Origin of the sequence: Chromobacterium indicum (assembly GCF_039708975.1) — a bacterium.
Lineage (GTDB): Bacteria > Pseudomonadota > Gammaproteobacteria > Burkholderiales > Chromobacteriaceae > Chromobacterium > Chromobacterium piscinae.
The window spans coordinates 65,944-87,020 of record NZ_JAYFSJ010000006.1; the positions used below are offsets into that span (position 1 = coordinate 65,944).

At 65.1% G+C, this 21,077-nt stretch carries 21 protein-coding genes and 2 pseudogenes; 11 read left to right on the forward strand and 12 right to left on the reverse strand.

Annotation, left to right across the window (positions count from 1 at the left end):
* Positions 1-40 precede the first annotated feature (40 nt).
* The 4 genes and pseudogenes from VA599_RS09720 to VA599_RS24160 all read left to right on the forward strand — a co-directional run.
* A complete protein-coding gene (locus tag VA599_RS09720) occupies positions 41-298 on the forward strand; it encodes a hypothetical protein (RefSeq protein WP_346788412.1) in 258 nt (85 codons plus the stop codon).
* Positions 299-654: 356 nt separating this feature from the next.
* Positions 655-3,231 carry a TonB-dependent receptor plug domain-containing protein gene (locus VA599_RS09725; RefSeq protein WP_346788413.1) on the forward strand — a complete coding sequence of 859 codons (2,577 nt, stop codon included), beginning with the start codon at positions 655-657 and terminating at the stop codon, positions 3,229-3,231.
* Positions 3,232-3,413: 182 nt separating this feature from the next.
* Positions 3,414-4,178, forward strand: a pseudogene (locus tag VA599_RS24155) (PAS domain-containing protein); the annotation flags it as partial.
* A gap of 219 nt (positions 4,179-4,397) precedes the next feature.
* Positions 4,398-4,739: pseudogene (locus tag VA599_RS24160) on the forward strand (methyl-accepting chemotaxis protein); the annotation flags it as partial.
* A gap of 83 nt (positions 4,740-4,822) precedes the next feature.
* Here the strand turns inward: VA599_RS24160 and VA599_RS09735 are convergent.
* From VA599_RS09735 to VA599_RS09790, 12 genes are all read right to left on the reverse strand, one after another.
* Complete coding sequence (locus VA599_RS09735; RefSeq protein ID WP_104946697.1) at positions 4,823-6,019, reverse strand: tryptophan--tRNA ligase; 1,197 nt, start codon at positions 6,017-6,019, stop codon at positions 4,823-4,825.
* A gap of 73 nt (positions 6,020-6,092) precedes the next feature.
* On the reverse strand, positions 6,093-6,734 hold the full coding sequence (locus tag VA599_RS09740) for a site-2 protease family protein (protein WP_346788414.1): 642 nt from the start codon (positions 6,732-6,734) through the stop codon (positions 6,093-6,095).
* A gap of 78 nt (positions 6,735-6,812) precedes the next feature.
* Positions 6,813-7,454 (reverse strand): site-2 protease family protein, encoded by a 642-nt coding sequence (locus VA599_RS09745; protein ID WP_021477284.1) that lies wholly within the window; start codon positions 7,452-7,454, stop codon positions 6,813-6,815.
* Between the two features lie 25 nt (positions 7,455-7,479).
* Positions 7,480-8,103, reverse strand: coding sequence for an L-threonylcarbamoyladenylate synthase (locus VA599_RS09750; protein WP_346788415.1), 624 nt, complete (start codon positions 8,101-8,103; stop codon positions 7,480-7,482).
* Positions 8,104-8,116: 13 nt separating this feature from the next.
* On the reverse strand, positions 8,117-8,659 hold the full coding sequence (locus tag VA599_RS09755) for a dihydrofolate reductase family protein (protein ID WP_346788416.1): 543 nt from the start codon (positions 8,657-8,659) through the stop codon (positions 8,117-8,119).
* A gap of 62 nt (positions 8,660-8,721) precedes the next feature.
* Positions 8,722-9,573: a 3',5'-nucleoside bisphosphate phosphatase gene (locus VA599_RS09760; protein ID WP_346788417.1), complete on the reverse strand. Its 852-nt coding sequence runs from the start codon at positions 9,571-9,573 to the stop codon at positions 8,722-8,724.
* Entirely contained in the window at positions 9,560-9,754 is a 195-nt protein-coding gene (locus VA599_RS09765; protein ID WP_021477287.1) for an oxidoreductase-like domain-containing protein, read from the reverse strand. Before VA599_RS09765 ends, VA599_RS09760 begins: the two co-directional genes overlap by 14 nt.
* Before the next feature lies 1 nt (position 9,755).
* Entirely contained in the window at positions 9,756-9,971 is a 216-nt protein-coding gene (locus VA599_RS09770; RefSeq protein WP_346788418.1) for an RNA-binding S4 domain-containing protein, read from the reverse strand.
* 207 nt (positions 9,972-10,178) lie between these two features.
* Positions 10,179-10,736 carry an AAA family ATPase gene (locus tag VA599_RS09775; protein WP_346788419.1) on the reverse strand — a complete coding sequence of 186 codons (558 nt, stop codon included), beginning with the start codon at positions 10,734-10,736 and terminating at the stop codon, positions 10,179-10,181.
* Positions 10,737-11,323: 587 nt separating this feature from the next.
* On the reverse strand, positions 11,324-12,319 hold the full coding sequence (locus tag VA599_RS09780; protein WP_346788420.1) for an asparaginase: 996 nt from the start codon (positions 12,317-12,319) through the stop codon (positions 11,324-11,326).
* An 81-nt stretch (positions 12,320-12,400) separates the two neighbouring features.
* Positions 12,401-12,691 (reverse strand): hypothetical protein, encoded by a 291-nt coding sequence (locus VA599_RS09785; protein ID WP_346788422.1) that lies wholly within the window; start codon positions 12,689-12,691, stop codon positions 12,401-12,403.
* A gap of 119 nt (positions 12,692-12,810) precedes the next feature.
* Positions 12,811-13,323, reverse strand: a complete 513-nt coding sequence (locus VA599_RS09790; protein WP_346788423.1) for a hypothetical protein — start codon at positions 13,321-13,323, stop codon at positions 12,811-12,813.
* Between the two features lie 504 nt (positions 13,324-13,827).
* On the opposite strand from VA599_RS09790, the gene VA599_RS09795 reads away from it, so the two are divergent.
* From VA599_RS09795 to VA599_RS09825, 7 genes are all read left to right on the forward strand, one after another.
* Complete coding sequence (locus tag VA599_RS09795) at positions 13,828-14,139, forward strand: (2Fe-2S)-binding protein (RefSeq protein ID WP_031296427.1); 312 nt, start codon at positions 13,828-13,830, stop codon at positions 14,137-14,139.
* Positions 14,136-15,542 carry an FAD/NAD(P)-dependent oxidoreductase gene (locus VA599_RS09800; RefSeq protein ID WP_346788424.1) on the forward strand — a complete coding sequence of 469 codons (1,407 nt, stop codon included), beginning with the start codon at positions 14,136-14,138 and terminating at the stop codon, positions 15,540-15,542. Before VA599_RS09795 ends, VA599_RS09800 begins: the two co-directional genes overlap by 4 nt.
* Position 15,543: 1 nt before the next feature.
* Positions 15,544-16,803 (forward strand): cyanide-forming glycine dehydrogenase subunit HcnC, encoded by a 1,260-nt coding sequence (gene hcnC, locus VA599_RS09805; protein ID WP_346788425.1) that lies wholly within the window; start codon positions 15,544-15,546, stop codon positions 16,801-16,803.
* 180 nt (positions 16,804-16,983) lie between these two features.
* A complete protein-coding gene (locus VA599_RS09810; protein ID WP_346788426.1) occupies positions 16,984-18,084 on the forward strand; it encodes an ABC transporter substrate-binding protein in 1,101 nt (366 codons plus the stop codon).
* Positions 18,085-18,338: 254 nt separating this feature from the next.
* Entirely contained in the window at positions 18,339-19,250 is a 912-nt protein-coding gene (locus VA599_RS09815; RefSeq protein WP_346788427.1) for an ABC transporter permease, read from the forward strand.
* Positions 19,247-20,047 (forward strand): ABC transporter permease, encoded by an 801-nt coding sequence (locus VA599_RS09820; RefSeq protein ID WP_346788428.1) that lies wholly within the window; start codon positions 19,247-19,249, stop codon positions 20,045-20,047. Before VA599_RS09815 ends, VA599_RS09820 begins: the two co-directional genes overlap by 4 nt.
* A gap of 19 nt (positions 20,048-20,066) precedes the next feature.
* Positions 20,067-21,074 carry an ATP-binding cassette domain-containing protein gene (locus VA599_RS09825; protein WP_166438498.1) on the forward strand — a complete coding sequence of 336 codons (1,008 nt, stop codon included), beginning with the start codon at positions 20,067-20,069 and terminating at the stop codon, positions 21,072-21,074.
* Positions 21,075-21,077 lie beyond the last annotated feature (3 nt).

Below are 21,077 nucleotides of genomic sequence, written 5' to 3' on the forward strand. Positions count from 1 at the left end.
TGTATATCTCGATCAGGCATCCCGCCTCAAGGAGAACGCCATGAAGAAAGCGCTGACCGCCATCCTCGCCCTGCTGCCGTCGCTGGCGCTGGCCGCCCCCGCCGCCTCCGCGCCGCACGGCCGCGACCCGGCCCGCTTCGGCGAGATGAAAGCCAAGCAGCTGCAGATGCTGTCTCAGCACATCCAGGTGCTGCAATCCGCCCAGCGCTGCGTGCAGGCGGCGCAAACGCCGCAGGCGCTCCAAAGCTGCCACGAAGCGCTGCGCCAACAGGTCGAGGCGATGCGGCCAGGCCATTAAGCTACCCCCCCGATTTTCGCATCCCCCACCCTGGCTGGCGGCGAACCGCCGCTCATCCCATTCCGCCGCGCCGGCCAGGCTCAAGCCACCCGCAAGTCTCAAACCGCCTGCCGTTCGAGGGCCGCGGAATCCGCGCGCAATATCCCGCCAAGGGAATTTACTAAGCGGAAACTTTCATTTCACATATCCGTTTCGCATCGATACATTCTGCATATCAGCTAATTATGTATTTTGTATCCACCATGCAAAGCATCAAGCACTCCCCTTCCGCGCGGCCCATCCGCTGTCGCAGCCTGTCCGGCTAATCCCTTCCGGACAGGCGCACCGCTTCCTCCCATAACAAAGAAAGTTTCGTGATGATCAAACACACCCTGCTGCTGGCCGGGCTGGGCGCCGCTTTGCCTTTTTCCGCCCACGCCGCCGATGCCGGCGACAATTCGCTGGAGCGCGTCACCGTCACCGGCTCCAACCTGCGCGCCAGCTCCAAAGCCAAGACCAATCCGGTGCAGGTCGTCAGCGCCGCCGACATCGAGCGCAGCGGCAAGACCAGCCTGCCCGACGTATTGCGCTCGCTGGCCGTCAACAGCGGCAACAGCTTCAACGAGCAGTACACCGGCAGCTTCTCGGCCGGCACCGCCGGCGTTTCGCTGCGCGGCCTGGGGCAACGCAACACGCTGGTGCTGGTCAACGGCAAGCGCGTGTCCAACTACGCCACCGCCCAGGACCTGCAGGAAACCTTCGTCGACTTGAACTCGCTGCCGCTGAAAGCGGTGAAGCGCATTGAAATCCTGAAGGACGGCGCATCGGCCATTTACGGCTCGGACGCCATCGCCGGCGTGGTCAACATCATCCTCTATCCGTCCTACCAGGGGCTGGAGCTGGGCGCCGACATCGGCCGCGACACCAGCACCGGCCAGGACGAGCGCCGCGTGAACCTGCTGGCCGGCAAGGGCGATCTGGACAAGGACGGCTACAACGTCTGGTTCTCCTTCGACGCCCAGAAGCGCGACCGGCTGGACCAAAACGGGGTGGACTGGCTGAAGGACAACGATTTCCGCGGCCAGCCAGGCGGCAAGCTGGTGCGCACGCCGACCAACTACTACAACGGCAACCCGACCCAGCGCTTCCCCACGGCGACCGGGCCGTTGCAGGACCTGGACTACGGAGCGGTCAACCCCGGCAAGAGCGGCCGCATCTGGGCTTACAATCCGGCGCAATACACCACGCTGATTCCGGGCATAGAGCGCTATCACGCCGCGCTGCACGGCAGCTACCGGCTGAACGCCTCCACCGAGGCCTACGCCGAATTCCTGTACGGCGCCAATCACAGCACGCAGATCTTCGGGCCGCCGCTGTCCGTCTCCGGCAGCCTGCGCGCCTGGGACGCGGCCTCGCAATCGCTGACGTCGATCAGCAACGTGCTGCCGGCCGGCAATCCTTCCAACCCGAACGCCGCGCCGACGCCGATCACCGCCAACCTGTTCGATCTGGGTCAACGAAACAAGACCGATAGCGTGTCGTTCCGCCGCCTGCTGCTGGGCGTCAAGGGCAGCGGCGACGCCTGGGACTGGGACGTGTCCGGCCTGTACTCCGACAGCCGGCTGCGCGAATACGCGTATAACTTCGTCAACCGCTACGCCTACGAGCGGCTGCTCGCCAACGGCGGCTACAACTTCATCGACCCCTCGCGCAACAGCGAGGCGGCGCGCGACAGCCTGCGCATCAGCACCATGCGCCCTGCCTGGTACCGCGTCGCCAGCCTGGACGCCACCGCCAGCACCGAGCTGGCCCAGCTGCCGGCCGGCCCGGTGGGTTTCGCCGCCGGCTACCAGCTGCGGCGCGAGATGATGAACGCCGGCACCTCGACGGAAGTGGCCAGCGGCACAGAGCTGCGCCCGGCGCTGGACCTGATCCGCGGCGGCCGCACCATACAGGCGGCCTACGGCGAATTCAACGTGCCGCTGCACAAGACCCTCAGCCTCAGCGCCGCCGCCCGCGCCGACCACTACAGCGACTTCGGCAACGCCTTCTCGCCCAAGCTGGGCCTGCGCTACCAGCCGCTGCAAAGCCTGACCCTGCGCGGCTCGGTGTCGCGCGGCTTCCGCGCGCCGTCGCTGCCGGAAATCACCAGCAGCACCGCGGTCAGCTACAGCGCGGCGCAAGACCCGTACGATCCGCTTACGCCCGGCCAAAACGTCGCCTTCACCCACCTGATCACGGCTAATCCGAACATCAAGCCGGAACGATCCACCAACGCCAACCTGGGACTGGTGCTCGCGCCCAGCGCCGACACCAGCGTCAGTCTGGATTACTACCGCATCCGGCAACGCGACGTTATCGGCCTGGAAGACGTCGGCAACATCATCCGCGACCCCGGCGCGAACCCCGGCGCCATCGTCCGCGACGCCCAAGGCCGGCTGCAAACCATCACCCAGCAATTCACCAATCTGGGCGACCGCGAGACCTCGGGCTTCGACATCGAGCTGCGCCAGGGCTGGAAACTGCCCGGCGGCAAGCTGACCCTGGCCGCGCAATGGAGCCGGCTGCTGTCGTTCCGCCAGCCGCTGCAGCAGGGCGGCGACATGCAGGAAGGCGCGGGCAGCAATCTGCTGGGCGCGCTGCCGCGCTGGAAAGGACAGACCTCGGCCAGTTGGGACGCCGGCAACTGGTCTTCCACCCTCACCTGGTTCCATACCGACGGCTACACCCAGACCGGCAGCGACACCACCCAGCAGCGGGTGGACAGCCTGGACACCTTCAACCTGAGCGCCAGCTACGCCGGCATCAAGCGCACCACGCTGACCGCCGCCGTGCAGAACCTGACCAATCGCCGGCCGCCCTGGGACTCCAACGCCAGCCACTATTACGACGCCACCCAGTACGATCCCGGCGGCCGCGCCTTCACCCTGGGCGTGCGCTACAAGCTGGACTGAACCTCAAGCCACCGGCATGACGGCGCTCGCCAAGCGGGCGCCGTTTTTATTGCCGCGGTATCAAAGATCAGTAAATCTACCTATTCTGTATTAATCTGCACTAGACAGTACTCATAAGACCGCCCGCCCGAGGACGGCTTGAACACGCTACTCGCCCTAGTTTTGATTGAAGGAATGCAGGAATGGTCTTTTTCACCCGATCTCTTACCCGACAGCTTGAAACCACCCAGCACAGTCTGGCGCAAGTCCACAGCAGGCTGGCCGCCATCGAACGCTCGATGGCGGTGATCGAATTTTCCGCCAATGGCGACATTGTTCAGGCCAACGACAACTTTTTGAACGCAATGGGCTACCGCGCCGACGAGATCGTCGGCCGCAACCACCGCATGTTTTGCCCGCCCAGCTTCGCGAACGGCGCGGACTACCGGGAGTTCTGGCAGAAGCTAGGCCGCGGGGAGTTCCAATCCGGCCACTTTCTCAGATTGCGCAAGGACGGCGGCGAAATATGGCTGGAGGCCAATTACTCGCCCATCGTCGACGAGGCGGGCAAGGTGACCGGGGTGATCAAGGTGGCCACCGACATCACTGCCCAGGTGCAGGCGGAACAGGACAGCAAGGCGTTGCGCCAGGCGATAGACCACTCCATGGCGCGGATCGAGTTCGATCTGGACGGCAACATCCTGGACGCCAATGACAATTTCCTGAAAGTATTCGGCTACCAGCGCGCCGAAGTGCTCGGCAAGCAGCACCGCATGCTGTGCGAGGCCAGCTACGCGCAAAGCCCTGAGTACGGCCAGCTGTGGCAGCAACTGCGGCAGGGACGCTTTCTGGAAGGGCAGTTCCGCCGAGTGAACCGGAACGGCGACGTGATCTGGCTGCAGGCCACCTACAACCCGGTGCTGGACCCGAACGGCCGGCCGGTGCGAGTGGTGAAGTTCGCCAGCGACATCAGCGAGCAGATGACGAAGTTGCGGCAGCAGGCGGAAAACGCCCAATCGGCGGTGCACGCGTCGGAAAACACCGAGCAGCTGTCGATACAGGGCAGCTCGGTGCTGGAGCAAGCCACCACCGAGATCAACCGCGTGGCCGGCAGCGTGGAAACCTCGTCCGGCATCCTGTCCAAGCTGGGCGACAGCTCCGACCAGATCGGCAGCATCGTCAACACCATCAGCGACATCGCCGACCAGACCAATCTGCTGGCCTTGAACGCGGCGATCGAGGCGGCGCGCGCGGGCGAAATGGGCCGCGGCTTCGCGGTGGTGGCCGACGAAGTGCGGAAACTGGCCGAACGCACCAGCCAGTCCACCGGCGAGATATCCGGCATCGTCAAGAGCATCCAGGACGATTCCCGCTCGGCCATCGACGCGATGCGGCAGATGCAGGAGCTGGCCGGCAACAGCCTGCAACTGGCCGACCAGGCGCGCAGCGCGATCCAGGAGATCCGCACCGGCGCCCGCGACGTGGTGCTGGTGGTGAAAGAAGTGTCGGAATTGCTGCAACAGAGCTGAAACGCCGAAGCGTCAAAAAAAACGGGCCGCGATCATGCGGCCCGTTTTTCATTCCATCCGGCTGCGCCGGAGGCGGATCGGCGTCAATAGCCCAGACCCAGCGCGGCGCGCACGTCGTTCATCGTCTCGCGCGCCACCTTCTCGGCGCGGGCATTGCCGTCGGCGAGGATTTCGGACACCAGCTTCGGATTGCTCAGGTATTTTTCCGCGCGCTCGAACATCGGCTGCTGCTCGCGCACCACGGCGTCGATCACCGGCTGCTTGCAGTCAAGGCAGCCGATGCCGGCGGTGGTACAGCCGGCCTTCACCCACTCTTTGGTCTCGCCGTCGCTGTACACCTCGTGCAGCTGCCACACCGGACACTTGGACGGCGTGCCCGGATCGGTGCGGCGCACGCGGGCCGGATCGGTCGGCATGCCGCGGATCTTCTTGCTCACCGTCTCCGGCGCTTCGCGCATGGTGATGGTGTTGCCGTAGGACTTGGACATCTTCTGGCCATCCAGGCCCGGCATCTTGGACGCGGCGGTCAGCTTGGCCTCGCACTCCGGCAGGATGATCTTGCCCTTGTTCTCCAGCCAGCCGTACAGGCGCTCGCGATCGGCGGCGCCCAGATTCTGGCTGGCCGCCAGAATATCGCGCGCCTGCATCAGCGCTTCCACTTCGCCGTCCTGCAGATAGCGGTTGCGCAGCTGCTCGAACAGCTTGCCGGCCTTGCCGATTTTCTTCGCCGCGGCCTTCGCCAGCTCTTCGAAGTTGGGTTCGCGGCCGAACATGTGATTGAAGCGGCGCGCCACTTCGCGCGTCAGCTCGATGTGCGGCACCTGGTCCTCGCCCACCGGCACCAGCCCGGCCTTGTACACCAGAATGTCGGCCGCCTGCAGCAACGGGTAGCCGAGGAAGCCGTAGGTGGTCAGATCCTTGTGGCTCAGCTTCTCCATCTGGTCCTTGTAGGTCGGCACCCGCTCCAGCCAGCCCAGCGGCGTCACCATCGACAGCGCCAGATGCAGTTCCGCGTGCTGCGGCACCTTGGACTGGACGAACACGGTGGACTTTTCCGGATCGACGCCGGAGGCCAGCCAGTCGATCACCATCTCATTGATGGACTTGCCGATGATGGACACATCGTCGAAGTTGGTGGTCAGCGCGTGCCAGTCGGCCACCATGAAGAAGCATTCGTGGCTGTGCTGCAGCTCCACCCAGTTCTTGATCACGCCGTGATAGTGGCCAAGGTGCAAGCTGCCGGTGGGGCGCATGCCGGAGAGAATGCGGTTGGCGGACATATTGTTATGCTCTCGGTTGCGCGGGAAATGAAAAGCCGCCGGCTCCATCCGGCGGCCAGGCCCGCTCAGGGTTCTAGAAAAACAATTGCAGCAGATGATACATCAAGACATACAGCGGCTGCAGGATGACGCCCAACAGGCCGCTGGCCATCAGGATCAGCAGCAGCCACATGCCCCAGGTCTCGGTCTGCGCGTAGCGCCAGGCGATGCCGGGCGGCAGCAGGCTATAGACGATGCGGCCGCCGTCCAGCGGCAGGATGGGCAGCAGATTGAGCAGCATCAGCGAGATGTTGATGCTGATGCCCGCCTTGCTCATCAGCATCAGCGGATCGCGATAGGCGCCGTCCATGCCCAACGCCAGTTTCAGCAAAGCCACCCAGGCCAGCATCATCGCCAGATTGGCCAGCGGCCCGGCCGCCGCCACCCAGCGCATGTTCTGGCGCGGCTTGCGCAAAGCGTTGAAGTTGACCGGCACCGGCTTGGCCCAGCCGAACACGAAGCTGCCCAGCCAGATGGTCAACAGCGGCAGCAGCACCGTGCCTATCGGATCGATGTGCTTGAAGGGATTCAGCGTCATCCGCCCCTGCAGATAGGCGGTGTCGTCGCCGAAGCGGCGCGCGGCGTAAGCGTGCGCCGCTTCGTGCAAGGTGATGGCCAGCAATACCGGCAACGCATAAATCGTGACTTGCTGCACCAGCTGATTGGGGTCGAACATGTCCGTTCTCCGCGCTCCGCCACGTTATCAACATGACAGCCCCGCGCGGATTTGGCAAATCCGGCCGCAATCGCGCCGCTACAGAACCAGGCTCAGAATCAGCATGTTGACCAATTTGAGCAGCGGCATCAGCAAGCCGCCCAGCACGCCGGTGAACATCAGCAGCAGCAGGATCCAGAAGCTGTAAGGCTCCACCTTGGAAAACTGCCAGGCCGCGCGCGACGGCAGCAGCGACTGCAGGATGACGCCGCCCGGCAGCGGCGGCAGCGGAATCAGCGTGAAGATCATCAGCGCCACATTGACCTTGATGCCGATCAGCCCCATCCATTGCAGCGGCGCGCGGAAATAGTCCGGCGCGTAGGCGGAGGCGGCGATCGCGCCGGCCCACAACAGCGCCATGACCAGATTGGCCAGCGGGGTGACCACCGCCACCTTGGCCAGGGCGGTGCGCGGCTTGCGCATCGCGCCCGGATTCAGCTGCAGCGACTTGGGCCAGCCGATGATGAAGCCGCCCATCGCCACGCCTATCATCGGCAGCACGATGGAGCCGATGGGATCGATGTGGGCGAAGGGACTGAAGGTGCGCCGCCCGGTCATGTAGGCGGTGCGGTCGCCCAGGCGGTCGGCCATGAAGGCCTGGGCGCCGGCGGGCATGGTGATGGCGAACAGCACCGGCAATATCGACACCGCCAGCGTCTGGATCAAAGAGAGTTCCTGCATGATTTCCTAACAGACGAAAAATGAATCAAAAACCGAACGGCGCGAGCGCGCCCTTGCCCTCGCGAACCAGTTCCACGCCGTCGGTCATGTCGATCACGGTGGTCGGCTCGGTGCCGCACCAGCCGCCATCGACGACGGCGTCCACCTGGTGCTCCAGCCGCTCGCGGATTTCATAAGGATCGGAAATCGGCGCGTCGTCGCCCGGCAGCATCAGGGTACAGGACAAGATGGGTCCGCCCAGCTCTTCCAACAAGGCCAGCACCACCTTGTGATCGGGCACGCGCAGGCCGATGGTGGCCCGCTTGGGGTGCAGCGTGCGGCGCGGCACCTCCCGCGTGCCCTGCAGGATGAAGGTGTAGCTGCCCGGCGTGGCGCTCTTCAGCAGCCGGTACTGGCGGTTGTCCACCTTGGCGTAGTTGGCCAGCTCGGACAGATCGTGGCACACCAGTGTCATCATCCGCTGCTTCAGGTCCACGCCGCGGATGTCCAGGATCCGCTCCATCGCCTGCTTGTCGCCGAGCGCGCAGCCCAGCGCGTAACAGGAATCGGTGGGATAGGCGATCACCCCGCCCTCGCGCAGGATCTTCACCGCCTCGCGGATCAGCCTGGCCTGGGGATTGTCGGGGTGAATGATAAAAAACTGAGCCATGTTTACCGTCGCTTCAAAGCCGTGTTTCAGTACGGCCACTGCTATTGATCAGATAATCGCTCTGCACCAGCCCGCTGGCAAAAGCGCGAGTGGACTGATGTTGCAACGCCACCTCGCGCCCGAAGCTGCCAAACAGGGGAATGCCGCCGCCCAAAAGGATAGGCACTCGGCTAATGATGACTCGGTTCAACACTCCCGCCGCCAAAAAAGACGTGACCAAGCGTCCGCCATCAACATACACGCAGCGCGCCCCATCTGCTGCAAGCCTTGCCGCAAGCTCAGCCGGCGCGTCAGCGCTCACCGTCACCTTGTCGCGCAGCGCCGCTGGCAAGTCAGCCTCGCTCAAACTGGAGCTGGCCACCACGACTTTCACGCAAGGATATGGCCACTCGGCAAAGCCCATCACTTTGGCGAACGTGCCGCGCCCCATCACCAGCGCATCCACCGTCGCCATAAAAGCGCTATAGCCATAATCCTCGCCCTCAAGAGCCACCAGGTTCAGCCACTCCAAGCCGCCATCTTCCCGGGCAATATAACCATCCAGACTGGTAGCCATATACGCTACGCAACAGACGTCACCATGAACGCTTTTCATACCATCCCTCTTGAGTTCCGGGACTACGCCCGGATAACGCGCGCTTCCAGCTCGCGCCAGATCGGCTTGCAGATGGGCGGCAAGTCCTCGGTATGGCCGACGTCGCGCCCGCCCTCGCCCGGCGCGTGGAAATCGCTGCCGCTGCTGGCGTAAAGCCCGTGGCGGTTGGCGTGCAGCGCGAACTTGTGCATGTCGTCCAGACTGTGGCTGCCGCAAGCCACCTCGATGCCCTGGCCGCCGGCGGCCTGGAAGTCCAGGATCAGCCGCTCGATCAGCGTCTTGCCCATATCGTAGCGGCCGGGATGGGCGATCGCCGCCATGCCGCCGGCGCCGACGATCCAGCCGACGGCATCCGCCAGGCTGGCCCATTCGTGCGCGACGTAACCCGGCTTGCCCGGCGTCAGGTATTTGCGGAACACGGTGCGCACGTCCTTGACCGCGCCGCTGTCCACCAGATGGCGGGCGAAATGGGTGCGGCTGATCATTTCCGGATTGTCGCACCAGCGCATCGCGCCCTCGAAGCAGCCGGCGATGCCGGCCGCCTCGAGCGAAGCCCCCATCAGCCGCGCCCGCTCCAGCCGGCCGTCCCGTATCGATTTCAAGCCAACGGCCAGCGCGGGCTCGTCCGGATCTATGCCCAGGCCGACGATGTGCACCGTGTGCCGGCCCCAGGTCGCCGAGATTTCGACGCCATTGAGGAAGGGGATGCCGTGCCGTGCGGCAGCGGCCGCGGCCTCGGCCAGGCCGCCGGTGCAATCGTGGTCGGTCAGCGCCAGCAAGGACGGCGCGCGCGCAGCGGCGCGGTCTATCACCTCGGTCGGCGTCAACGCGCCGTCCGAAGTTCTGGAATGGAAATGCAGATCAATATTGGCCATCGTCGCCTCCCGCGGCCCGCCGCTCCGCCTGGCGTTTCTCCCAGGCGGCCAGCCGCGCGCGGTAGGCGCGCAGCTCCTGCTGATGGATATCCAGGATGCACGGTTCGCAGCCGCTGCCGCAGCACATGTCGTCGCCTACCTCGAACGGCGGCTCCGGCATGATGTCGGCGGGGTCTTCCATGTCAGGCCGCCTCGACCGCGATCAGGAAGCCGCCGCCGCTGACCTGCTGGCCGGCGCGGATCTTGCAGGTCTTGCGCAGCTCGACCTGCCCGTCGACCGACACATTGCCCTCGGCGATGAAATGCTTGGCCGCGCCGCCGGAATGGCAGACGTTGCAGGCTTTCAGCAGATCGCACAGCGCGATGTACTCGCCGGAGAGTTGGTAAGTTTCCTTCATGTTTTGCACACTCGTTCTGGACAGGCTTGTGAGCGGCCTGTGGACAAGGCCGCCAAGCCCTTAATCTGTCTGATGTTTTCTTTGCCGCCCATTTTTTAGGCAGCCTCGCCGGACTATCCACGCCGCCGGCGAACAATATTGTGGAGCCGCTGTGGACAAGCGCGGCAAACCGCTGATTCGCTTATCCATTTTCAGGCCGATCATTTTTTAGGCAGCGAGCAACGGCAAAAGTGCCGCCATCGCCCGCGCCAGCCGCGCCTCATGCGCGCCGGCCAATTCCACCGCCGCGATGCCCTGCCGCGCCAGCTCCTGCCGGTGCAGCTCCAGCAGCCAGTCGCGCTGGGTGGGGTGGCTGCGCAGCGGGTCCGGCTCCCAGGGGATGTCCGGACAGGCCAGCACGGTCAGCGCGTAATCGCGCGGCCGGTACAGGGCCAGCAGCGCGTCCGACGCCTGCCCATGGTCCACTTCGGCCCAGATCTTGCAAGTCAGCGCCGTGGTGTCGCACAGCAGGATTTCGGCTCCGGCCTCCGCCGCGCGCCTCTCCGCCGCCAGTTGCCCGGCGGCGATCGCCTCGATGTCGGCGAGGCTGGACACATAGGGCCTGTCCGCATAATAGGCCCGGGAATACTCCTCCACCCACGCGGCGCTCATGCCCAGCTCTCGCAATCGGCGCGACCAGTCGCGCGCCAGCGTGCTCTTGCCGCTGGATTCCGGCCCGACGATCGCCACCCGGATAGGCCCAACGGCCCTTTGCTGCCCCATCATTCGTCTTTCCCGGCACTCGCCGGCCATTGCTCAGGCCAAGCCGGACATTATACCCCGACGGACCGTGGTTTCCCGGATTTTCACAAGCGCCGGGGACAGCCCTGTGAACCGGCTGTGGACAATAGCCGCAAAGCATTGAATGCCTTGACCTTTCCCCGCGCTGATTATTTTTTAATCATTTCAATATTTTTTCCCCACCGCCAGTGCAGAGCCGTGTGGACCGGTTGTGGATAGTCGCGGCAAGCCGCTGTATGGGAAGGAAAAACCAGCGCCGCCTGTTTTTTAGGCAGTTTTGCGTGCCAGCGGACTGGAGTCATCCCCCACGCCGGTACACAAAGCTGTGCGCGGCATGTGGACAAGTCACCCAAGCGCCTGATTTTCCATGGCCCGCCGCTGTCTGATTATTTTTTAAGCAAAAATGCCGCCCTTACCCCATGGACGCAAAGCCGGACCATCGCGCCGGTTTCCCACACTCGCGGTGCAAAGCCATGTGGAAGCGTTGTGGACAAGCCGCGCAAGTCCCTGAGCGCAAAGCATGAAAAAAGGCTGCCTGTTTTTTAGGCAGCCTTTCATTTCAACGGGGAAACTCAAACCGTCATTTCGCCGCGCAGCGGGCGGACCAGCTGCTTGCGCAGCTCTTCGCCGGACGCCCCCGCCGACAGCAGCGCCTGCAGCTTGGCCAGCGCGGCCTCCGGCGTCAGATCCGCGCCCGGCAGCGCGCCGGCGCGGGCCAGCGGCTGGCTGGCGGCGTACGCGCCCACCTCCACCGCGCCGCTGGGCGCCTGGGTCAGCGTCAGCACCGGCGCTCCCCGCGCCGTCATCGCCGCAATGCCTTGCAGCAGAATGGGATCCGCCGGCGCGTTGCCGCTGCCGTAAGCCAGCAGGACGGCACCGTCCAGCCCGCCGTCGCGCAGCGTCTGCCCCGCCAGCGCGCTGCCGTAGCCCGGCGTCAGCATCAAAGCCGCCAGCTTCAGGTCTTCGTTTATCCGCAGAGGCCGCCATTCGCCATCCGGCTTCAGCCAGCGCTCCTTGCGCCAATGCGCGTGGATCGCGAACTCGGCCAGCGGCTCGGCATTGGGGCTGTTGAAGCCGGCGAAACGCTCGACGTCCATCTTGCGGGCGCGGCTGCCGCGCAGCAGCAGGCGGTCGAAGGCGACGGCCACTTCATTGAGGTCGGGCTGACAGGCCGCCTCCAGCGCATCGGCCAGATTGCTCCAGCCATCGGAGCGCGGATGCACCAGCGGCAGCTGGGCGCCGGTCAGCACCACCGGCTTGGCCAGCCCGCGCAACGCGAACGCCAGCACGCCGGCGGTATACGCCATGGTGTCGGTGCCGTGGATGACGACGAAGCCATCGTAGTCGTGGTAGCGGGAAACCAGCGCGTCCAGTATCTGGTTCCACTGGCGCGGCGTCAGCGCGGAAGAATCGATCAGCTGTTCGAATTCGACGATGTCGAACTCCAGGCCCGGGCGGGCGAAACGCTGCAGCAGGCGCGGCAGCAGGTCCGGCACGGGGGCCAGGCCTTCGGGGGTGTGGTCCATGCCTATGGTACCACCGGTGTAGAGCACCAGGATTCGGCTCATTGCATACTCCATCGCACTTGGTCTGCGGACGATGGTAGCGCAAGCCTCACCCGGCGTCACACGCCGGCGGGACAGGCGGGATCAGCGCAGCGCGTCCGACACCGCCTCGTCGATGGCGCGGCGCGCTTCGTCGATGTGATGGACGATGTCGCGCTGCAGCGAACGCAGATAGGGATCGTCCTCGCGGTGGGAGGCATCCTGCCGGGCCTTGTCCAGCAGCGTCTTAGCCTGGTGGAAGCGGTCTTCCGGCCGCCAGCGCGCGTCCGGCTCAGCGCGGTCGTAGATGTCCTTGCCGTCGTCAATGGCGGCGTCGCGCATCTTGCGCATCGCCTTGTTGATTTCATCGACGGCGCGGCGCTCGTCGTCCATCACTCGCGGATAGTCCGGACGGGCCAGCAGATCGCGTTGCCGGCGGCGGCCAGCGCCAGAATGGCCAGAATTCCACGCAGTTTCATGATTGTCTCCTCGTATGATCGAAATCGGCCCGGCGCTCAACGCAAAGCGTCGTTGATGGCTTGCTGCACCGCGTGATGGGCGGCGTCGACGTGATGCAGGATGCGGCGCTGCAAATCGCGCACCCAAGGATCGTCTTCCTGGTGGCCGGCGTCGCGGCGCGCGGCGTCCAGCAGCGCCAGCGCGCGGTGGAAGCGGTCGGTCGGGCTCATATGAGCATCAGGCTGCTCGTAGCGCCAAGGATCCTTGCCGTCCTCGATGGCGGCATGCTGCATCTCGCCCAGCGCCGCGTCGATCTCGGCCACCGCGCGGCGCTCGTCGTCGGCGATCTGCGGATAGTCAGGGCGCGCCAGATAAGCGCGCGCCTGGCGCAGATCGCTCATCGCATGCAGATAGTAGGGATGTTCGGCGGGCCGCCAGCTGCGCGGCGCCTCCACCTGCACCGTCACCGGCCGGTACACCGTTCGAGGCGGCGCCACCACGCAGGCGCTGAGTCCGCACGCCGCCGCCAGCGGCATCAACCGGACGAGGCCGGCAATCGTCGTTTTCACCATTCGTCTCCTGGATTTCGGGCCGGATCGGTTCAGCCGTCCGGCCTGCTGTAATCAGTTCCTTGCAAAGCCGATTACAGCTTGACCGCTCCCGGAAATGAATTCAGCAGCATTCAGGTTTCGGCGTGTAAGCGTTTGTAGCCGCCCAAGCCAGGCGGCATAACCGTTTTTCCCGCCGATGTCCGAATTTGTCCTCTTGGTTAACGAACATGAAGCGCGTTCGGATCTGCATATATACAGTCGGCAAAAAAGTAACAGACAGACTATCTGTTTGTCATTTTTGTAGAGTTTAAATTCAAAAATTGACATGAGTTAAACAAATGGCAGTTTCATAATGCTAAAACGAACTTTGCTTGCATTAAGCAAGTCCATTTGCATCAAATCTGAAAAGCATTGAGCCGACAAGCGAACAAAACCTGTATCGCGATCACGAACCGGGGCGATGGCGGAACCCCGGCTTCACGGTAAGAAACCGCCAGCTAGCCAAAACCAGCAAGGTGCACCATGTCCTTACATCGCAGTCACGATATCCAGGCATTGCAGGGCCAGACCCTGACGATACACATCAACGATCAACCCGTCGTAGCCGCCAGCGGCGAAACCGTGCTGAGCGTGCTCAGCGCCGTCGGCCTGCGCCAGCTCAGCCGCAACGACAACCAGCAGATCGCCGGCTCCTATTGCGGGATGGGCGTGTGCCATTGCTGCCTGGTCAAGATAGACGGCCGCCACAAGCGCCGCGCTTGCCAGACCGTGGTCAGCCCCGGCATGAAGGTGGAAACGGCCCATAACCGCCTGAACACGGAGGGCCTGAGATGAGCGCGAAACCGGTGATCGTCGGCGGCGGCCCGGCCGGCATGTCGGCCGCCATGGAACTGGCCCGCCACGGCGTGGACAGCGTGCTGCTGGATGAAGCCTCCCGCGTCGGCGGCGTGGTCTACCGCGGCCCTCTGCGCCAGGGCGTGGTGCTGGACTACCTGGGCGAACGCTATCGCGAGAACATGCAGGCGCTGCACCGCGAGTTCGAGCAATACCGCAACCGCGTCGACATCCGGCTGGACACCCGCATCGTCGGCGGCGGCGACGGCGAGCTGTTCGCGCTGACGCCGGACGAGCAGGTCGAAGCCATCCCCTACTCCCAGCTGCTGCTGGCCGCCGGCTGCCATGAGCGCAGCGTGCCCTTCCCCGGCTGGACCCTACCCGGCGTGATCATGCTGGGCGGCCTGCAGCTGCAGATCAAGAGCGGCGTGGTCAAGCCGCTGGGCCGCACCGCGCTGGTGGGCACCGGCCCGTTGCTGCCGCTGGTCGCCTGCCAGCTGCACCGCGCCGGCGTGGAAGTGGCCGGCGTCTACGAGGCCAGCGCCTTCGGCCGCCTGGCCAAGGAGGCGATCGCCCTGCTCAACCAGCCGCAGCTGTTCCTGGACGGCCTGAGCATGGTGGCCTACCTGAAGCGCCACGGCGTGCCGCTGCACTACGGCTGGGGCGTGGTGGAGGCCCACGGCGACGCCGAACTGGGCGAAGTGACCGTCGCGCCGTACGACGCCGAATGGCACGCCGACCTGACGCGCAGCCGCCGCCTGCAGGTGCAGACGCTGGCCGTCGGCTACGGCTTCATCCCGCGCACCCAGCTGACCCAGCAGATGGGCCTGGAGCACCGCTACGACGACGACGGCTACCTGAAGCCGGTCAACGACGACTGGCAGCGCAGCAGCCGCGACAACGTCCACCTGGCCGGCGACATCGGCGGCCTGCGCGGCGGCGACGCCGCCATCGTCACCGGCCGCATCGCCGCGCAGTCCATGCTGCTGCAACTGGGCAAGCTGGACCAGGCGCAGGCGCTGAGCCGGCGCCAGGCCTGCTTGGACGAGCTGGCCTCCATCCTGCGTTTCCGCAAGGGCATAGACAGCTTCACCCGCCGCGGCCGCGGCCAGCTGGCGCTGCCGGCGCGCGACACCGTGATCTGCCGCTGCGAGCACGCCACCCGCCAGGACATCGACACCGCGCTGGAACAGGGCGTCAACGACCTGATCAGCCTGAAGATGCGCACCCGGGTCAGCATGGGCGACTGCCAGGGCAAGATGTGCGTCGGCTATTGCAGCGACCGCCTGCGCGAGCACACTGGCAAGCGCGACGTGGGCTGGATACGCCCGCGCTTCCCGCTGGACCCGCTGCCGTTCTCGGCGTTCTCCGCAATCGATGCCCAACAGACTGAAGAGATTTGACATGAGCAAGCAATACGACATCGTGATCGCCGGCGGCGGCGTGATCGGCGCCTCCTGCGCCTACCAGCTATCCAAGAACCGCGACCTGAAGATCGCGCTGATCGACAGCAAGCGTCCTGGCAACGCCTCACGCGCGTCGGCCGGCGGCCTGTGGGCGATCGGCGAGTCGGTGGGCCTGGGCTGCGGCGTGATCTTCTTCCGCATGACTTCGGCCAAACGCAAGCGCGACGCGGCCGGCGCGGCGGTGGCCGTGGACGCCACCACGCCGCACATCCTGCCGCAAAGCTTCTTCGACTTCGCGCTGGCCTCCAACGCGCTGTACCCGACGCTGCACCAGGAGCTGATGGAAAACCACGGCATGGACTTCAAGTTCGAGCGCACCGGGCTCAAATACATCATTTACGATGAGGAAGACCAGCTGTACGCCGAGCATATCGCCGCCCAGATTCCGCATCTGGCCAGCGAAGTGCGCTGGCTGGACCGGGCCCAGCTGCGCGCGGACGAACCCTACGTCAGCGACCAGGCGCAAGGCGCGCTGGAATTCCTGTGCGACCACCAGGTCAGCCCGTTCCGCCTGACCGACGCCTACACCGAAGCGGCGCGCCAGAACGGCGTCGACGTGTTCTTCAACGTCAACGTCACCGGCGTCACTCGCCAGGGCAGCCGCGTCACCGGCGTGAGCACCGCCGAGGCCGGCGACTTCTCGTGCCACACGCTGATCAACGCCGGCGGCTCCTGGGCCGCCGAGCTGTCGCGCTGGGCCACCGGCCGCACCATCCCGGTCAAGCCGGTCAAGGGCCAGATCGTGCTGTCCGAGAAGATGCCCAAGCTCTTGCGCGGCTGCATCACCACCAGCGACTGCTACATCGCGCAGAAGGACAACGGCGAGATCCTGATCGGCAGCACCACCGAGGACAAGGGCTACGACACCACCATCACCTATCCGGAAATCAACGGCCTGGTGCAGGGCGCGATCCGCTGCGTGCCGGAACTCGCCAACGTCAACATCAAGCGCTGCTGGGCCGGCCTGCGCCCCGGCACCCCGGACGAGCTGCCCATCCTGGGGCCGGAAGACGGCGTCGAAGGCTATCTGAACGCCTGCGGCCACTTCCGCACCGGCATCCTCACCTCTGCCATCACCGGGGTGATGCTGAACGGGCTGGTGCGCGGCGAGCCGCTGCCGCTGGACGTCACGCCCTTCCTGGCCGGCCGCTTCCCCAACCGCACCGAAAAACAGATGGATTTCGCGCTGCACGCTTGATCAAGTTCCTCTCACTGAGCCGCCACGACCTGATGGTCTGGCGGTTTTTTTTCGCCCGCGCCGGCGGACATCGGCGGATGAAACCGTTTTGTCATATTAATGACGTCGTTTTGTCATCAATCCCTCATACCATCGCATCAGTTTTTCGATAAATAGGCCACCGGCCGCAGAAGGGGAGCAATGATGAAGCACAAACTGGGTTACATCGCCGTCGCCGGCGCCTTGGGTCTGATCGCCAACGCGGCCATCGCCGACAATCTCGCCGCGCTGGTCCAGGCCGCCAAGAAGGAAGGCGAGCTGAACACCATCGCCCTGCCTCACGACTGGTGCGGCTACGGCAATGTGATCGCCGGCTTCAAGGCCAAGTACGGCATCAAGGTCAACGAACTGAATCCGGACGCCGGCTCCGCCGACGAGCTGGAAGCCATCAAGGCCAACAAGAACAACAAGGGCCCGCAGGCGCCTGACGTGATCGACGTCGGCCTGTCCTTTGGCCCGCAAGCCAAGGCCGCCGGCCTGCTGCAGCCGTACAAGGTGTCCACCTGGAAGAGCATTCCGGACAACGTCAAGGACAAGGACGGCTACTGGTACGGCGACTACTACGGCGTGCTGACCTTCCAGGTCAACCGCGACCTGATCAGCAAGGCCCCGGCCGACTGGTCCGACCTCTTGAAGCCGGAATACAAGAACGCCGTGGCGCTTGCCGGCGACCCGCGCGCCGCCAACCAGGCCATCCAGGGCGTGTTCGCCGCCGGCCTGGCGCAAGCCAAGGGCGACGTGGGCAAATCCGCCGACGCCGGCCTGAAATTCTTCTCGCAGCTGAACAAGAACGGCAACTTCGTGCCGGTGATCGGCAAGGCCGCCTCGCTGGCCCAGGGCACCACCCCCATCATCGTGCGCTGGGACTACAACGCGCTGGCCGACCGCGACACGCTGAAGGGCAACCCGAAAGTGGATGTAATCGTGCCGAAGAGCGGCGTGGTGGCCGGCGTCTACGCCCAAGCCATCAGCGCCTACGCGCCGCACCCGAACGCCGCCAAGCTGTGGATGGAGTACCTGTTCTCCGACGAAGGCCAGGTGGCCTGGCTGAAGGGCTACTGCCACCCGATCCGCTTCAACGACCTGACCGCTAGGAAGAAGATTCCTTCCGAGCTGATCAGCAGGCTGCCGGACGCTGCCGCCTACAAGAAAGCGGTATTCCCGACCATCGAACAGCAAGAGGCCTACAAGGCCGGCATCACCAAGCAGTGGGACAGCGTGGTCGGCAGCAACGTGAAGTAAAACGATCTCCCAGTCTCACCCCGGGGCCGCCGCTGGCGGCCCTCAGATTGTTGACAATGCCCCCTCTCGCCTTCACGAAGGCGAGGCTCCCTTGCAGGGAAAGGGCGGGGGGATTGGGATTCGACATTCAGGCTGTGGACTCAAGCACTTATGTGGACAGGCCCGGCTTTGCCGGGTCCTGCAGCACCTGACCGAATCACTTTGCCAACAGCCTGAAGCCGCCACTGGCGGCCCGTTCACCTAGAGAAACACCGATGTCCGCATCCTCAGAATCCATGCCGACGCCCTCTTCCCGCACAGCCAGTCAGCCCAGCGCCGCCCGCGCCTCGCTGCTGTCGTGGCTGGGCGTCGCGCCCTTCCTGATCTTCGCGCTGCTGTTCCTGATCCTGCCCACCGGCATGCTGATGGTGGGCGCTTTCCAGGACGCGCAGGGCCATTTCACGCTGAACAACATCGTCCGCCTGTTCGACGACAACATCCTCGGCGCCTACAAGATCAGCCTGCAGATCAGCGCCGCCTCGGCCATTCTGGGCACCTTGCTGGGCCTGCTGCTGGCGCTGGCGGCGATACGCGGCGGCCTGCCGGCCTGGATCCGCCCAACGCTCACAACCTTCTCCGGCGTGGCCTCCAACTTCGCCGGCATCCCGCTCGCTTTTGCCTTCCTGTCGACGCTGGGCCGGATGGGCCTGGTGACGATGCTGCTGCGCAAGTATCTGGATGTCGATCTGTACGCCGGCGGCTTCTCCATCCTCAGCTTCGCCGGCCTGACGCTGACCTATCTGTACTTCCAGGTGCCGCTGATGGTGCTGATCATCGCCCCGGCCGTGGAAGGCCTGAAGGACGAATGGCGCGAGGCCTGCGAAAGCCTGGGCGGCTCCGGCCTCGCCTACTGGCGCCACATCGCGCTGCCGGTGCTGTGGCCCAGCATGGTGGGCGCCGCGCTGCTGCTGTTCGCCAACGCCTTCGGCGCGGTGGCTACCGCCTACGCGCTGACCGGCAGCTCGCTCAACATCGTCACCATCCTGTTGTACGCGCAAATCCACGGCGACGTGCTGCACGATCAGAACCTGGGCTACGCGCTGGCGCTGGGCATGGTTCTGATCACCGGCAGCGCCAACGCCGGCTACATCTGGCTGCGCAAGCGCAGCCACCGGGAGGCCGCATGAAACCCACCGCCACCTCGCGCCTGGGCGCCTGGATCGCCATCCTGCTCGGCAGCGGCTACTTCCTGCTGCCGCTGATCGCAACTTTCGAATTCAGCCTGAAGATGAAGCGCGAAGGCTACAGCTTCGAAGCCTACAAAGTGGTGCTGTCCGACCCCGGCTTCCAGGCGAGCTTCGGCTACTCGGCGCTGCTGGCGCTGCTGACCATCCTCGCCGGCATCCTGCTGGTGGTGCCCACCGCGTTCTGGATCCAGCTGAAGCTGCCCAGGCTGCGCCCGCTGATCGAATTCATCACCCTGCTGCCGCTGGTCATTCCCGCCATCGTGCTGGTGTTCGGCTACCTTCGCCTCTACGGCAGCGGCGGCTGGCTGCCGTTCACCGGCAGCGAGCGCGGCACCGACGTGTTGCTGGTGTTTGGCTACGTGACGCTGGCCCTGCCCTATCTGTACCGCTCGGTGGATACCGGCCTGTCGGCGATAGACGTGCGCTCGCTGACCGAGGCAGCGCAAAGCCTGGGCAGCGGCTGGTTCGACATCCTCAGGCTGGTGATCTTCCCCAACCTGAAAACCGCCATCCTGTCCGGCGCCTTCCTGACCTTCGCCATCGTCATCGGCGAGTTCACGCTGGCCAGCCTGCTGGCCCGCCCGGCCTTCGGCCCCTACTTGCAGCTGATCGGCGCCAACCGCGCCTACGAGCCAGCCGCGCTGGCCATCATCGCCTTCCTGGTCACCTGGGCGGCGATGGGGCTGATGCAGGTGTTCAGCCGCAACCGCGCCGCCCTCGGCGCCGACGAACATTGAATTGGAAACGGAAAGCATCATGGCATTTCTGCAAATCGACCATCTGAACAAACGCTTCGGCCAGCAGGCCGTGGTCCACGATTTCAACATGAAGGTGGAGGCCGGCGAGTTCGTCACCTTCCTCGGCCCGTCCGGCTGCGGCAAGACCACGGTGCTTCGCATGATCGCCGGCTTCGAAACGCCCAGCGGCGGCGCCATCCGCCTGGCCGGCGACGACATCACCCACCAGTCGCCGCAGAAGCGCGGCATCGGCATGGTGTTCCAGAGCTACGCGCTGTTCCCGAACATGAACGTGGCCGACAACATCGCCTTCGGCCTGAAGATGCAGAAGCGCTCCGCGGACGAAATCCGCCGCAAGGTGGGAGAGGTGATCGCGCTGGTGGAGTTGAACGGCCGCGAGCGCCACCTGCCGCACCAGCTGTCCGGCGGCCAGCGCCAGCGCGTGGCCCTGGCCCGAGCGCTGGTGGTGGAGCCGCGCGTGCTGCTGCTGGACGAGCCGCTGTCGGCGCTGGATGCCCGCATCCGCAAGAACCTGCGCGAGCAGATCCGCGACATCCAGCGTCGCCTGGGACTGACCACCGTTTTCGTCACCCACGACCAGGAAGAGGCGCTGACGATGTCGGACCGCATCTTCGTGATGAACCAGGGCAAGGTGGAGCAGGAAGGCGCGGCGGAGACCATCTACACCCAGCCGGCCACCGAATTCGTCGCCCGCTTCATGGGCAACTACAATCTGCTGACCGCCGAGCAGAGCCACGCGCTGCTCGGCCTGGAAATCCGCGGCCACCTGGCGGTTCGGCCGGAATCGATAGAACTGCTGGGCAACGATGACGCCGCCGACGATCAGGCGCTGCCGGCGGTGATCCGACAGCACCAACTGCTGGGCAACATCATCCGCTACCAGGTGGACGCCGGCGGCGCGACGCTGCAGGTGGACCGGCTCAACCGCCACGCGGCCGACCTGCTGCCGGCCGGCGCGCCGGTGCGGCTGCGCTTCGACCGCGACAATCTGCGCGAGGTGCGCTGAGCG

What these genes read in the sequence shown, in the direction of transcription:
- VA599_RS09720 (WP_346788412.1), top strand. Translation starts at nt 41, where the DNA reads ATGAAGAAAGCGCTGACCGCCATCCTCGCCCTGCTGCCGTCGCTGGCG.
- VA599_RS09725 (WP_346788413.1), top strand. Translation starts at nt 655, where the DNA reads ATGATCAAACACACCCTGCTGCTGGCCGGGCTGGGCGCCGCTTTGCCT.
- VA599_RS09735 (WP_104946697.1), bottom strand. Translation starts at nt 6,019, where the DNA reads ATGTCCGCCAACCGCATTCTCTCCGGCATGCGCCCCACCGGCAGCTTG.
- VA599_RS09740 (WP_346788414.1), bottom strand. Translation starts at nt 6,734, where the DNA reads ATGTTCGACCCCAATCAGCTGGTGCAGCAAGTCACGATTTATGCGTTG.
- VA599_RS09745 (WP_021477284.1), bottom strand. Translation starts at nt 7,454, where the DNA reads ATGCAGGAACTCTCTTTGATCCAGACGCTGGCGGTGTCGATATTGCCG.
- VA599_RS09750 (WP_346788415.1), bottom strand. Translation starts at nt 8,103, where the DNA reads ATGGCTCAGTTTTTTATCATTCACCCCGACAATCCCCAGGCCAGGCTG.
- VA599_RS09755 (WP_346788416.1), bottom strand. Translation starts at nt 8,659, where the DNA reads ATGGCTACCAGTCTGGATGGTTATATTGCCCGGGAAGATGGCGGCTTG.
- VA599_RS09760 (WP_346788417.1), bottom strand. Translation starts at nt 9,573, where the DNA reads ATGGCCAATATTGATCTGCATTTCCATTCCAGAACTTCGGACGGCGCG.
- VA599_RS09765 (WP_021477287.1), bottom strand. Translation starts at nt 9,754, where the DNA reads ATGGAAGACCCCGCCGACATCATGCCGGAGCCGCCGTTCGAGGTAGGC.
- VA599_RS09770 (WP_346788418.1), bottom strand. Translation starts at nt 9,971, where the DNA reads ATGAAGGAAACTTACCAACTCTCCGGCGAGTACATCGCGCTGTGCGAT.
- VA599_RS09775 (WP_346788419.1), bottom strand. Translation starts at nt 10,736, where the DNA reads ATGATGGGGCAGCAAAGGGCCGTTGGGCCTATCCGGGTGGCGATCGTC.
- VA599_RS09780 (WP_346788420.1), bottom strand. Translation starts at nt 12,319, where the DNA reads ATGAGCCGAATCCTGGTGCTCTACACCGGTGGTACCATAGGCATGGAC.
- VA599_RS09795 (WP_031296427.1), top strand. Translation starts at nt 13,828, where the DNA reads ATGTCCTTACATCGCAGTCACGATATCCAGGCATTGCAGGGCCAGACC.
- VA599_RS09800 (WP_346788424.1), top strand. Translation starts at nt 14,136, where the DNA reads ATGAGCGCGAAACCGGTGATCGTCGGCGGCGGCCCGGCCGGCATGTCG.
- hcnC (WP_346788425.1), top strand. Translation starts at nt 15,544, where the DNA reads ATGAGCAAGCAATACGACATCGTGATCGCCGGCGGCGGCGTGATCGGC.
- VA599_RS09810 (WP_346788426.1), top strand. Translation starts at nt 16,984, where the DNA reads ATGATGAAGCACAAACTGGGTTACATCGCCGTCGCCGGCGCCTTGGGT.
- VA599_RS09815 (WP_346788427.1), top strand. Translation starts at nt 18,339, where the DNA reads ATGTCCGCATCCTCAGAATCCATGCCGACGCCCTCTTCCCGCACAGCC.
- VA599_RS09820 (WP_346788428.1), top strand. Translation starts at nt 19,247, where the DNA reads ATGAAACCCACCGCCACCTCGCGCCTGGGCGCCTGGATCGCCATCCTG.
- VA599_RS09825 (WP_166438498.1), top strand. Translation starts at nt 20,067, where the DNA reads ATGGCATTTCTGCAAATCGACCATCTGAACAAACGCTTCGGCCAGCAG.